The sequence below is a fragment of the Pseudomonas sp. N-1-13 genome (assembly GCF_057787095.1).
Genome location: NZ_JBYNRI010000001.1, coordinates 237,659 through 250,285, shown reverse-complemented (window position 1 = coordinate 250,285; position 12,627 = coordinate 237,659). Strand labels below are relative to the sequence as shown.

The 12,627-nt window shown below is 62.7% G+C and carries 11 protein-coding genes; 6 read left to right on the top strand and 5 right to left on the bottom strand.

Annotated elements, in window-relative coordinates; translation table 11 throughout:
• Nucleotides 1–57: 57 nt before the first annotated feature.
• Nucleotides 58–1,113: an HAD family hydrolase gene (locus AC3I65_RS01155; RefSeq protein WP_107321390.1), complete on the bottom strand. Its 1,056-nt coding sequence runs from the start codon at nucleotides 1,111–1,113 to the stop codon at nucleotides 58–60.
• Nucleotides 1,114–1,356: 243 nt separating this feature from the next.
• Between AC3I65_RS01155 and AC3I65_RS01150 the strand changes: the two genes are divergently transcribed.
• The gene (locus tag AC3I65_RS01150) at nucleotides 1,357–2,748 is read left to right on the top strand and encodes an L-cystine transporter (RefSeq protein WP_274091164.1); all 1,392 of its coding nucleotides are present in this window, start codon (nucleotides 1,357–1,359) and stop codon (nucleotides 2,746–2,748) included.
• 106 nt (nucleotides 2,749–2,854) lie between these two features.
• On the opposite strand, the gene AC3I65_RS01145 is transcribed toward AC3I65_RS01150, so the two are convergent.
• Nucleotides 2,855–3,367 carry a dihydrofolate reductase gene (locus tag AC3I65_RS01145; RefSeq protein WP_047226191.1) on the bottom strand — a complete coding sequence of 171 codons (513 nt, stop codon included), beginning with the start codon at nucleotides 3,365–3,367 and terminating at the stop codon, nucleotides 2,855–2,857.
• Nucleotides 3,368–3,442: 75 nt separating this feature from the next.
• Here AC3I65_RS01145 and AC3I65_RS01140 point away from each other — a divergent pair, with 75 nt between their 5' ends.
• Nucleotides 3,443–4,810: a DUF2868 domain-containing protein gene (locus tag AC3I65_RS01140; RefSeq protein ID WP_488524294.1), complete on the top strand. Its 1,368-nt coding sequence runs from the start codon at nucleotides 3,443–3,445 to the stop codon at nucleotides 4,808–4,810.
• Entirely contained in the window at nucleotides 4,803–6,176 is a 1,374-nt protein-coding gene (locus AC3I65_RS01135) for a GTPase/DUF3482 domain-containing protein (RefSeq protein WP_160893846.1), read from the top strand. The genes AC3I65_RS01140 and AC3I65_RS01135 overlap by 8 nt, the downstream gene beginning before the upstream one ends.
• Before the next feature lie 73 nt (nucleotides 6,177–6,249).
• On the opposite strand, the gene AC3I65_RS01130 is transcribed toward AC3I65_RS01135, so the two are convergent.
• Nucleotides 6,250–6,741 (bottom strand): 2-thiouracil desulfurase family protein, encoded by a 492-nt coding sequence (locus tag AC3I65_RS01130; RefSeq protein ID WP_107321386.1) that lies wholly within the window; start codon nucleotides 6,739–6,741, stop codon nucleotides 6,250–6,252.
• A gap of 2 nt (nucleotides 6,742–6,743) precedes the next feature.
• Nucleotides 6,744–7,376, bottom strand: a complete 633-nt coding sequence (locus tag AC3I65_RS01125; protein WP_047226044.1) for a 2OG-Fe(II) oxygenase — start codon at nucleotides 7,374–7,376, stop codon at nucleotides 6,744–6,746.
• A gap of 140 nt (nucleotides 7,377–7,516) precedes the next feature.
• On the opposite strand from AC3I65_RS01125, the gene AC3I65_RS01120 reads away from it, so the two are divergent.
• Nucleotides 7,517–8,260: a DUF2059 domain-containing protein gene (locus tag AC3I65_RS01120; protein WP_047226045.1), complete on the top strand. Its 744-nt coding sequence runs from the start codon at nucleotides 7,517–7,519 to the stop codon at nucleotides 8,258–8,260.
• A 133-nt stretch (nucleotides 8,261–8,393) separates the two neighbouring features.
• On the opposite strand, the gene bipL is transcribed toward AC3I65_RS01120, so the two are convergent.
• Nucleotides 8,394–9,341: a phospholipase BipL gene (gene bipL / locus AC3I65_RS01115; RefSeq protein ID WP_047226046.1), complete on the bottom strand. Its 948-nt coding sequence runs from the start codon at nucleotides 9,339–9,341 to the stop codon at nucleotides 8,394–8,396.
• 107 nt (nucleotides 9,342–9,448) lie between these two features.
• Here bipL and AC3I65_RS01110 point away from each other — a divergent pair, with 107 nt between their 5' ends.
• Both AC3I65_RS01110 and AC3I65_RS01105 read left to right on the top strand, forming a co-directional pair.
• The gene (locus AC3I65_RS01110; RefSeq protein WP_047226047.1) at nucleotides 9,449–10,036 is read left to right on the top strand and encodes a DUF6436 domain-containing protein; all 588 of its coding nucleotides are present in this window, start codon (nucleotides 9,449–9,451) and stop codon (nucleotides 10,034–10,036) included.
• 110 nt (nucleotides 10,037–10,146) lie between these two features.
• The gene (locus AC3I65_RS01105; RefSeq protein ID WP_488523405.1) at nucleotides 10,147–12,555 is read left to right on the top strand and encodes a penicillin acylase family protein; all 2,409 of its coding nucleotides are present in this window, start codon (nucleotides 10,147–10,149) and stop codon (nucleotides 12,553–12,555) included.
• The last annotated feature ends 72 nt before the right edge of the window (nucleotides 12,556–12,627 follow it).

The window sequence follows — 12,627 nt, the reverse complement described above, 5'->3', positions numbered from 1 at the left end:
AGTTGGCTGACACACCGTCATCGCGAGCAGGCTCGCTCCCACAAGGAGTCCTGGGGTTTACTGGATATCTTCCGGCTTGACGATCACCCAGTTCTTGTCCGCCGTCACTGGCAGCCCTTCCTTGGCCTGGGCCGCGGCGTGCTTGGCCATCATGCCGTTGATCTGGTCCATGTACTTGTCCTTGCGGTTGACCCACAGGTGAATGCCGCCCTTGGCCACGTTCACATCGTGGAACAGCATGTAGCCGTCGCTGCTGGGGGTGTCGCCAGCCACAAGCACCGGTTTTTTCCATTCGTCGATGTACGTCAGGATTGCCGCGTGCTTGCCGGCCATCCAGGTCGCCGGAGTCCACAGATACGGTGTGTACTCAAGGCTCAGGTTGGCCTTCTCGTCATATTTGCCATTGCTGATCTGCTTGCGGGCGGTGGTCAGTTCGCCGGTCTTGCGATCCTTGAGCAACGTGGTCACGCCGATGATGTTCTGCGGCTTGAGGTTGTAGCCGTACTTCGGATCGGCGGCGACCATGCGCACCAATTCTTCCGAAGCCGCGGTCATGACATAGACCTCGATGCCGTTTTCCATCAGTTTGTTGTACAGCTCGACCTGACCGGTGAAAATCTTCGGCGGGTTGACGTTGTAGTTGACCACCTTGTCGCCGTCGTAATACGTGGTCGGGACCGGCTTGCCAGAAGCCATCAATTCGTCAACGTAGCCTTTGAGTTCTTTGAGGGTAAAGCCGGAAAACACCTGGGCGACCCAGGGGTAGCAGACCATGTCGTCCACTTCGCACAAACGGTAGTAGTAGCTGAACAGGCTTTCCTTGTGTTCGGCCGTGTCTTTGAACGGCATCAGCTTCAGAGATGGGTCGAGGGTTTCGCGGGTGATGAGGCCCTTGTTCTCCATGAACGGCAGCAACGACTCTTCCAGGTCGTAGCGGTAACTGGTGTTGTCCATGTCGAACACCGCGTAGTTACCTTTGTTGGCGTTGGCCGCGATCATCGCGTCCAGCGCCTTGGCCTGTTCCGCTGGCCAGTGCTTGAGCTCAGTGGCGAGCGCCTGGCCAACGAGGCCCAGGCCCATGGCGACAACGAGAAGGTGAGGTGCAAGCTTCATCGGCGTTTCTCCAAGGTTCAAAGAACTCGACGCTAACAAATGCTTGTGACGTTTCTCTCCTGCCCGCGACCGCTTGCGTCTTGATACCGCCAGCGGCATGCCCATAAACGTCATTGCCTTATTCCATAAACGACAATCTACATACCTTTTTATTATTAATTCATTAGATATCAGGCTGTTAGGCTTCCCGCCTCGCAGTCGCGGCTTCAGGCGACTGGCACAAGTCCTATCGGAGTTTTTTTGATGAATCTGCCGCTGATCCTCAATCTGCTGGTGTTCCTCGCCTTGCTGTTTGGTCTGGCGCAAACCCGTCACAGCACCTGGAGCCTGGCCAAAAAAGTCCTGCTGGCACTGGTGCTGGGCGTGGTGTTCGGCACCGTCCTGCACACGATTTACGGCGCCGGCAACCCGGTGTTGAAAGCCTCGATCGGCTGGTTTGACCTGGTGGGCAACGGCTATGTGCAGTTGCTGCAAATGATCGTGATTCCGCTGGTCTTCGCTTCAATTCTCAGCGCGGTAGCGCGCCTGCATAACGCCTCATCCCTGGGCAAGATCAGCTTCCTGACCATCGGCACACTGCTGTTCACCACCGCCATCGCCGCCCTTATCGGTATCGGCCTGACCAACCTGTTCGGTCTCACCGCCGAAGGCCTGGTGGCCGGCACCCAGGAAATCGCACGCCTGCAGGTGATCCAGAGCGACTATGCCGGCAAGGTCGCAGACCTGAATATCCCGCAGTTGCTGCTCTCGTTCGTTCCGCAGAACCCCTTTGCCGACCTGGCCCGGGCCAAGCCGACCTCGATCATCAGCGTGGTGATATTCGCGGCCTTCCTGGGTGTCGCGGCACTGCAATTGCTCAAGGATGACGTGGAAAAAGGTCAGAAAGTGGTCAACGCCATCGACACCCTGCAAAGCTGGGTGACACGTCTGGTGCGGCTGGTGATGAAGCTGACCCCGTACGGCGTGCTGGCGCTGATGACCAAAGTGGTGGCCGGCTCCAACGTCCAGGACATCATCAAGCTTGGCAGTTTCGTGGTGGTGTCGTACCTGGGTCTGGGCCTGATGTTCGTGGTTCACGGTCTGCTGGTGTCCGCCGCTGGAATCAACCCGTTACGTTTTTTCCGCAAGATATGGCCGGTCCTGACCTTCGCCTTCACCAGCCGCTCCAGCGCCGCGACCATCCCGCTGAGTATCGAAGCCCAGACCAGCCGCCTCGGCATTCCACGGGCCATTGCCAGCTTCAGCGCGTCGTTCGGCGCCACCATCGGCCAGAACGGCTGCGCCGGCCTCTACCCGGCCATGCTGGCGGTGATGGTCGCGCCGACCGTGGGCATCAACCCGCTGGATCCGGTGTGGCTCGCGACGCTGGTAGCGATCGTGACCTTGAGCTCGGCCGGGGTGGCCGGTGTCGGTGGTGGCGCGACATTTGCCGCGTTGATCGTGCTGCCGGCCATGGGCTTGCCGGTTTCACTGGTGGCGCTGCTGATTTCCGTCGAGCCACTGATCGACATGGGCCGCACGGCGTTGAACGTCAGCGGTTCGATCACTGCCGGGGCGATCACCAGCCAGGTGATGCAGCAGACCGACAAGGCTTTGCTGGATGCCGAGGAGCATGGGGAGTTGGTGCAGGCTTGATTGCCCGATACTTGTGGGAGTAAAGCTTGCTCGCGAAGAACGGTGATGCGGTTCGACTGAAGCGCCGCGTCGTCTGAATCGCGAGCAAGCTTTGCTCCCACATGGCTTACAGCTTTTCCCACACCTCAAAGCTGTAGGCCGGCTTGTCACCCTCGGCCGGGTTCGGCTGGTTCGACACCTGTTTCCACTGGCTCGAATCGAACGCCGGAAACCAGGCATCGCCATCCGGGCTCAGCGCCACACGGGTCAGGTACAGTCGGTCCGCCTGCTCCAGGGCCTGGGCGTACAGCTGGGCGCCGCCGATCAACATCAGTTCGTCGACACCCTGCTGCAACGCCCACGCCTCAGCCCGTTCCACCGCTGCCTCCAGCGTGGAAAAGACTTCCGCGCCCTCCAGCACGAGGCCAGGCTGACGACTGACCACGATGTTCAAGCGCCCCGGCAGCGGCCGCCCCAGGGAGTCCCAGGTCTTGCGGCCCATGATGATGGGCTTGCCCAAGGTGGTAGCCTTGAAGTATTTAAAGTCCCCCGGCAAGTGCCAGGGCATGCTGTTGTCGACGCCGATCACACGGTTTTCACCGAGGGCTGCGATCAGGCTTAAAGGGAGTGTTTTTTTCATGCCGGCGAGGATACCAGAGGCCACAGCGGTTATGCTCAACCCTCATTTGCGACGGAAGCGCCTGTGTCTGAGCCTCTGACTGAACTGCATGACCTCTGGTTGACCGAGACGGTACGTCTGCGTGAAGAACACGCCGGCCCGCTCGAAGATCAGGAGGCCAATCGCCTGGCCCGCGCGGCGGGTGGCGATTTATCCAGCCGTATCCGTCACCGCGCCCGCTGGCTGGCCGAGCGCGACGGCCTCAGCCAGGCCTTGCATCACTGGCTGCAAGGGGCGCGCCTGGCGCTGATCATAATGGCCGTACTCGCCATCATCAGTGGCGCTGGCCTGGGCTTTGCCGCACTCGGCGACGGACGCACGCCGATCAATGTGTTCTGGGCCCTGGGCAGCCTGTTGGCGTTGAACCTGATCTTGCTTATCGGCTGGGCCCTGGGCCTGATCTTTGCGGGTGAGCAAGGTGCAGCGCTGGGGCGCCTGTGGTTGTGGCTCAGCGAAAAACTCGCCCGCGATGCCAAGGCTGCGCAACTGGCGCCGGCCCTGCTGCTGTTATTGCAACGACACAAGCTCAATCGCTGGGCCCTCGGTGCGCTGGTCAATGGTTTGTGGTTGCTGGCGATGCTCAGCGCGCTGGTCATCGTACTGATGCTGATGGCCACCCGGCGCTACGGTTTTGTATGGGAAACCACCATTCTCGGCGGTGAGACCTTCGTCGTCATGACCCAGGCCCTCGGCGCCCTGCCCGCCCTACTGGGTTTGAGCGGGCCAACCGAAGAGATGATTCGCGCCAGTGGCGACGCCGCGCTGAATATCGAAAGCGCCCGCCAGGCCTGGGCCGCTTGGCTGGTGGGCGTGACGCTGGTCTACGGCGTGTTGCCGCGCCTGTGTCTGGCGCTGTTGTGCCTGTGGCGCTGGCGTCGCGGCCGCGCCACGCTGCGCCTGGACTTGAACCTGCCAGGTTATGCCCAACTGCGGGAGCGGCTGATGCCCAGTAGCGAGCGCCTGGGCATCAGCGATGCCGCGCCCGCGCAATTGCATCAAATTGAAAGTGACGTTGGCGCGCTGCAAAGCGACGGTGCGCTGCTGGTGGCGATCGAACTGGACGACCGGCCTTGGCCACCGAAACTGCCAGGCACGGTGAAAAACGCCGGAGTGCTCGACAGCCGCGAATCGCGCCACAAGCTCCTCGAACAACTGTCACGCTTTCCTCCCGCGCGCCTGGCGATTGCCTGCGACCCACGACGTTCACCGGATCGTGGCAGCCTGGCGCTGATCGCCGAACTGGCCCGCAGCGCCGGCGCCACCCGCATCTGGTTGTTGCAGGCACCGCCCGGGCAAGCGCTGGACGCCGAACGCCTGGGCGATTGGCACAACGCGCTGCAACAGTTGCAATTGCCCTTCGCGGACTGCGCGCCTTTGAACTGGCTGGAGACCGGCCATGACTGAACCCACCAAGCCGCTGAAGCTGGCCGTGGTTGGCCACACCAATGTGGGCAAAACCTCCTTGCTGCGCACACTGACCCGGGACGTCGGCTTCGGCGAAGTGTCCCACCGCCCCAGCACAACCCGACACGTCGAGGGCGCGCGCCTGTCGGTGGACGGCGAAGCGTTGCTGGAGCTGTACGACACGCCGGGCCTGGAAGACGCCATCGCCCTGCTTGACTACCTCGAACGCTTGGAGCGCCCCGGTGAGCGCTTGGACGGGCCGGCACGCCTGGCGCGATTCCTGGACGGCAGCGAGGCACGACAACGCTTCGAACAGGAAGCCAAAGTGCTGCGACAATTGCTCGCCAGCGATGCCGGACTCTATGTGATCGATGCGCGAGAGCCGGTGCTGGCCAAGTACCGGGATGAGCTTCAAGTACTCGCCAGTTGCGGCAAACCGCTGCTGCCAGTGTTGAATTTCGTCAGCAGCGCCAGCCACCGCGAGCCCGACTGGCGCGAAGCCCTGGCACGGTTGGGGCTGCACGCTCTGGTGCGTTTCGACAGCGTCGCTCCGCCCGAGGATGGCGAGCGACGCCTGTATGAAAGCCTCGCCCTGTTGCTGGAAAGCGCCCGTGGGCAACTGGAACGACTGGTCGCCGATCAACAGGCCCAACGCCTGGCCCGTCAGCAGAGCGCGCAGCGCTTGATCGCCGAACTGCTGATCGATTGCGCCGCTTGCCGACGCAGCGTAGCCAGCGATGCCGAGCTGGAACGACAGGCCATCAGCGAGCTGCGCAACGCCGTACGTCAACGGGAGCAGCGCTGCGTCGAAGCCTTGCTCAAGCTCTACGCCTTCCGTCCCCAGGACGCCGCGGCTAGCGATTTGCCTCTACTTGACGGCCGCTGGGGCGATGACCTGTTCAATCCCGACACCCTCAAACAGCTGGGTGTACGTGTGGGTGGTGGGATCGCCGCGGGCGCAGCGGCCGGTGCCGGCGTGGATTTGCTGGTGGGCGGTCTGACCCTCGGCGCCGCCGCCCTGGCCGGCGCCATTGCCGGTGGCGCCCTGCAAACCGCCCGCAGCTACGGGAACAGGTTGATGGGCAAGCTCAAGGGCCAGCGGGAGCTGACAGTGGACGACAGTGTGCTACGCCTGTTGGCCCTGCGCCAACGGCAACTGTTGCAAGCCCTCAACCAGCGCGGCCATGCGGCAATGGACAGCATCCACATCGCCACACCCCAGGATAAAACCTGGCGCGAGGGCAAACTGCCCGAAGCGCTGAACAAGGCCAGAGCGTACCCGCAATGGTCGTCGCTTAATCCGCAGGCGCGGTTGAGCCAATCGGAACGCCAGGAACAGATCGAGCAGCTGGCTGAGCAGCTCTAGATGACACAACCCCTGTGGCAAGGGGATTTGTGGGAGCAAGGCTTGCCCGCGATGAGAGCGTCGCTACCGGTGCTTATTCGTCGGTCAAGGCCCTGAGCGCCGCCGCAGCTTCTGCCAATTCCAACTCACTGAACACTTGCACCCCATGACGTTTGAGCAAGGCCGCCGTCACACCTTCGCCAGGCACTTTCACGCCGCTGAACGTCCCGTCGTAGGTCAGCAGATTGCCGCACGACGGGCTGTTGGCCTTGAGCACGGCGATACGGATAGCGTGTTCGCGCACCCGCTCCAGCGCTTGATACGCGCCGGACAGAAACTGTTCACTGACGTCTTCACCCTCGGTGGTGATCACCGTCGCCTGGCCGTCGAGCACCTGCGTACCTTGCCCACCGGGAATTTCTGCCGCCGCCCGAGGCGTGGGCAAGCCGCCGGCGACTTCCGGGCACAGCGGCACGACCCGACCTTCGTCGAGCCAGCGTTGAAGCTGATCGAACGGGCCACTGGCACCGCCGTCGTAGCGCACGCGATGTCCGAGCAGGCAGCGGCTGACGAGGATCTTTTCCATGCTCAGAACACCTCGGTGCCGCGGCGCCGGAACCAGCCGGTCAAGGACAGGCGATCTCGCGCCGCCGGCAGGACTTCATGGGGGATGTCCCCCGACAGGAACACCACCAGACAACCGCCGGTGGGCACCACGTCGTGCTCCACGCCATCGTCCAGGTACATGCGTAACTGGCCGCCATGCTCCGGCAACCAGGCGTCGTTGAGGTAAAGCACCGCCGACACCATGCGTCGATCGTCATCGCGAAAGCGGTCGACGTGCTTGAGGTAGAAGGCGCCAGGAGGGTACAGCGCGAAGTGGCTTTCGAAATCCTCCAGCCCCAGGAACAACCCGCGATTGATCGCCTCCCGCAAGCTGTCCATCAAGCCCAGGTAACGGTCGCACGCTTGCGCCTGACCGGGCTCGATCCATTGGATACGATCACCCCGAATCCCTTCACGAATCTCCGAAAACGGCCCACGTCCGACCGCCGCCGGAGCCAGCTCGCCTTCGGCGGCGCGCTGGCGACATTCGGCTGCCAGGGCGCGGGTCAGCGCGTCCGGCAGGAAGATATTCTGCTGCGACCAGCCGCGCTCGGCCAGGTCGTCGACGATACGTAACAGCAGTGGGTGATCAGAAGGTATTTGCATGGCGCGCATAGTATTCCTGTGCCTGCAAAACCGACAGCGCCGCGCAGCGGGTTTGTCACGCCTGATGGCGCAGGCGCAGGAACTTGATACGAATTCTCGACAAGTCCCCACACCCCACGGAGAATAGTCGGCTGCTGACAGGAGTCCCTATGCGCCGTTTGCTTTTCTCATTGTTGATGTTCTGTGCGTTGCCCGCCTGGGCAGACAGCTACGACCAGTTGTACAAGGTCGCCGGCTGGCCGGAACAACGGGCGCATTTCAATGACGCCTTGAGCGCCGCGCAGCAGCGTTACCAGAGCAGCCTGCCACCGGCAGTGTTCCAGGCACTGGTCAACAACAGCAATCAACGCTTTGCCCCCCAGGCCATGGACCAGCGGGCCGAGGCGCAATTGCGCAAGAACCTCACCGACCCAGCCCCGGCCCTGAGTTTTTTTCAGTCGCCCCTGGGCCGCAAAGTCGTGGCAGCCGAGCTGCTGGCCACCCGTCGCGACCAATTGGCGAAGAACGCCAAGGGCCTGCCGAAGATGCAAGTCAGCGACAACCGCCTGTTGATCATCGGCCATCTTGCCCAGTCCCTGCCCGCCCGCGAGGCCGGCGCCGAAGTCAGCCTGGCGATCGCCGGCGTGGCGGCGGACAGCCTGAGCTCGATGATCCCCGGCCTGCTGGGTGCTGGCCAGGCCCAGGGCATGCTGAACGGTCAGCGCCAGCGTCTGATGGAGCAGATCGGCGCAGACCTGAACAACACACTGCTGTACGTCTACCGCGACCTGACGGACACCGAGCTGGAGGAGTTCGCCACCTTCGCCGAGTCGGCGGAGGGCCAGGCCTATTATCAAGCGGCCTTGGCAGCGATTCGGGCGGGGTTGGCGGTGGGGCAGACTCTCGGGCAATAGATAGATCTTCAGCGCCCCTGACACCGTTATCGCGAGCAGGCTCGCTCCCACAGGGTGTTTGAGTGAACTCAGATTTTGTGATCGTCGAAAAACCAGTGTGGGAGCGAGCCTGCTCGCGATAGCAATAGCCGGGTCAGCGCCGAACCCGGCTCATCCGCTTCGTCAGAAATCCAAACATCTCCTGCCGCATCGCCAGCGCCTCATTCGCCAGGTGATGCCGGCCTTCGGGCAACATCAGCACCTGGGGCCGATCGAACTTGCTGCGCAACACTTGCAGGTTATGCGCCCAATCCACCGTCATGTCCGCCTGGCCCTGCACGATCAAGGGCTGGCGCGGACTGCTCGGGGCGACTTCGATACGCTTGATCCATTGCCCCAACGCTCCGACCCACGCGGTGGGCAGGCGTAGCGGTTGCAACGGGTCGGCTTGCAGGAATGGCAGGAAGTCCGGGTCGGTGGAGTTCTCGCTGAAACGTCGGGCGATGCCGGTTACAAAGGGTTTGAGCAAGTAGTAACTCAGGCGCGACCAGCCCCAGGCCCGCGGCCGTACCAAGGGCGACAGCAGTATGACCTGACCTTGGGCAGGGCTGTGCTGGCCCTGGTTGAGCACGTGATCAACCACGATGGCCCCTCCGGTGCTTTGTCCGCACAGATGCCAGGGTTGCGGCAGCTCCAGCGTCCCGGCCTCGGTCAGCAGGCCTTGCAACGTGGCCTGGTACTCGGCGAAATCACCGATGCTGGCGCGCTCGCCACTGGACAGGCCGTGGCCCGGCAGGTCGCAGGCGATCACGGCGAATTTCTGCTCCAGCGCCCACTCGATCAAGTGCCGGTACAACCCCATATGGTCGTAATAGCCGTGGAACAGAAACAGCGTCGCTAGCGCTTTTTCCGGCCACCAGACCTGACCGACCAGCTCATATCCGTCTATCTCGAAACGCCCCAGGCCCTTGCGCAACGTGCGGTGAGGAAAATCCAGGCCGTAGAACCGCTGATAAGCCAGCGCCTGCGCAGACAGCGGCTGCCACTGAGCCAAAGGTTGCAGGCTGGCACGCAGGTGATCGGGGTCGAAACTGACGGGCATAGGATTTCCACATAAAAGCGCAACGCGCGAAACAGACTTTGTAGGCCTGCGATATTCATCTGTCGCGCCAGGCATGGCAAGCTACGCGGCCTCAGAGGATCGACTCCATGCGCCCGTCCCACCGCACGACCTTGCTTGCCAGCTTGCTTGCCCTCGGGTGCGCCGCCGTGTTGTGGATCGCCTACGACTGGTTCCAGGGCCGCTTTCTGCGAGCGTTCAGTGAACACACGGCGGTATTTTCCGGCGACCCTTTGCGCCTCCCCCCCGGCCTGGCCGGCCCTGGCCCGATCCGTCTGGTGCATTTCTGGGATCCCGCCTGCCCATGCAACGTCGGCAACCAACAGCACCTTTCCGAGCTGGTGGAGAAATACGCCCCCCAAGGTGTCGAGTTTTATGCAGTCCAAAAAACCGGCAGTCAGGGCCAATTGCCGACCACGCTGAGCAGCCTCAAACCGCTTTCGGTGCTCCCCGGCTCAAGCCAGATTCCCGCCAGTCCGGCAGTAGCGATCTGGGATCGCAGCGGCAAACTGGCGTACTTCGGTCCCTACAGCGAAGGCCTGACCTGCAATTCGAGCAACAGCTTCATCGAGCCGATTCTCGAGGCCCTGAGCAGCGGCCGGGCGGTGAATGCGACCCACACGCTGGCGGTAGGGTGTTATTGCCCGTGGGGGCAGGACACATCCGCCAAAGAATAGGCCGCAGGGAAAATCCCCCCGAGCAAGGATACGCAGACACCCGGCGGCATGTTAAACATGGGAATAAACAGCGAAACCATGGGACCGCTGTCACTCAATAAGGATTTAGCATGAAACGCACCCTCATCGCCTTCCTGTCATTGGTCGTCACCGCCATCATCGTCGCGGGCGGCTACCTCTACAGCAAGCAGCCCACCCGCCAGGGCACGGTGCAGCTGCAAGGTCTGCAAGGCTCGGTGACCGTGCGCTACGACGAACGCGGCGTGCCGCATATCCGTGCTGAAAACGAAACCGACCTGTACCGCGCCCTGGGTTATGTCCATGCCCAGGACCGGCTGTTTCAAATGGAGATCATGCGCCGCCTCGCCCGTGGCGAACTGGCCGAGGTACTCGGGCCGAAGCTGCTCGACACCGACAAACTGATGCGCAGCCTGCGCATTCGCGAACGCGCCGCGACCTATCTGACGGAACAGGACCCACAGTCCCCGGCCTGGATCGCGATGCAGGCGTACCTGGATGGCATCAACCGCTACCAGGAAACCCACGCCAGGCCGGTGGAGTTCGATGTGCTGGGCATCCCCAAGCGTCCTTTCACCGCCGAGGACACCGTGAGCATTGCCGGCTACATGGCCTACAGCTTTGCGGCCGCGTTTCGCACCGAGCCGCTTTTGACTTACGTGCGCGATCAGCTTGGCAGCGACTACCTGAACATTTTCGACCTCGACTGGCAGCCCAAGGGCGTGCTGGCCGAGACTCGCAAGAGCGGCCTGCCCCTGGCCGCCGCCGACTGGAAAGACCTCAACACCCTGGCCCGTCTCAGTGAACAGGCCCTGGCCGAAAACGGCCTGCCGCAGTTCGAAGGCAGCAACGCCTGGGCGGTCTCCGGCAGCCGCACCCACAGCGGCAAACCGTTGCTGGCGGGCGACCCGCATATCCGCTTTTCCGCGCCGTCGGTGTGGTACGAGGCGCACCTGTCGGCCCCGGGTTTCGAGCTTTACGGGCATTACCAGGCGCTGATGCCCTTTGCGACGCTGGGCATGAACAAGGATTTCGGCTGGAGCGTCACGATGTTCCAGAACGACGACCTGGACCTGATCGTCGAACGGGTCAACCCGGATAATCCCGAGCAGGTCTGGTATCGCGACCAATGGGTGGACATGACCCGCAGCGAACAACAGATCGCAGTCAAGGGCCAGGCGCCGGTGACGCTGCAACTGCGCCAGTCGCCCCATGGCCCGATCGTCAACGACGCCCTCGGCTCCAACGCCGGCAAGACACCTATCGCCATGTGGTGGGGGTTCCTGGAAAGCCGCAACCCGATCCTCGAAGCCTTCTACCAGCTCAATCGCGCCGACACCCTGACCAAGGCTCGCAGCGCGTCAGCCAAGATCCACGCGCCAGGGCTGAATGTGGTGTGGGCCAACGCCAAGGGCGATATCGGTTGGTGGGCCGCGGCGCAATTGCCCAAGCGGCCGGCCGGCGTGCAGCCCGGTTTCATGCTCGATGGCGGCAGCGCAGAGGCGCAAAAGGAGGGCTTCTACCCTTTCAGCAGCAACCCCCAGGAAGAGAACCCGGCCCGAGGCTACATCGTGTCGGCCAATTTCCAGCCGGTATCGGCCAGCGGCATCGAGATTGCGGGTTACTACAACCTTGCCGATCGCGGCCAGAAACTCAACCTCCAACTGGGCGACAAGCAGGCCAAGTGGGACATCGAAACCACCCGCAAACTGCAATTGGGCACCACCACCGCCTACGGTCCGCGTTTGCTCGCGCCTTTGCTGCCGGTGCTGCGTAACGGGGTCAGCGCCCCCCGGGAGCGTAAATGGGTGGAACAACTGGCCCAATGGCAGGGCGACTATCCGCTGGACTCCATAAGCGCCACGCTGTTCAACCAGTTCCTCTTTAACCTGGCCGACGCCGCACTGCACGATGAATTGGGCGACGGGCTCTTCGAAACCGCGCTGTCGACCCGAGTGATCGACGCCGCGCTGCCACGCCTGGCGGCATCAGAGGATTCGCCCTGGTGGGACGATCGCACCACCCCGGGCAAGGAGACCCGTGCCGACACGGTGATGAGGGCCTGGGGCAAGAGTCTGGCGCACCTGAAGGCCACCCTGGGTGACGATGCCAGCCAATGGCAATGGGGCAAGGCGCACACCCTCACCCACGGTCATCCGCTGGGCCTGCAAAAGCCGCTGGACCGGATCTTCAACGTCGGCCCCTTTGCTGCTCCCGGTACCCATGAAGTGCCCAACAACCTCTCGGCCAAAATCGGTCCGGCGCCCTGGCCAGTGACCTATGGCCCGTCCACCCGACGCATTATCGACTTTGCCGATCCGGCCCACAGCATCACGGTCAACCCCGTCGGGCAAAGCGGCGTGCCGTTCGACGCGCATTACGCGGATCAGGCCGAGGCTTACATCGAAGGGCTGTACTACCAGGCGCATCTGGCCGAAATAGAAGTGATGGCCAATACCCGCAGCACCTTGAAGCTGCTGCCGGTCGGGGCTAAGCCTTGAGCCCAATGACGGGTAACGCTTTTCATCAATCAACAGGCTTGGACGCTATTTATGGTCAAGACTGGAAGGGTT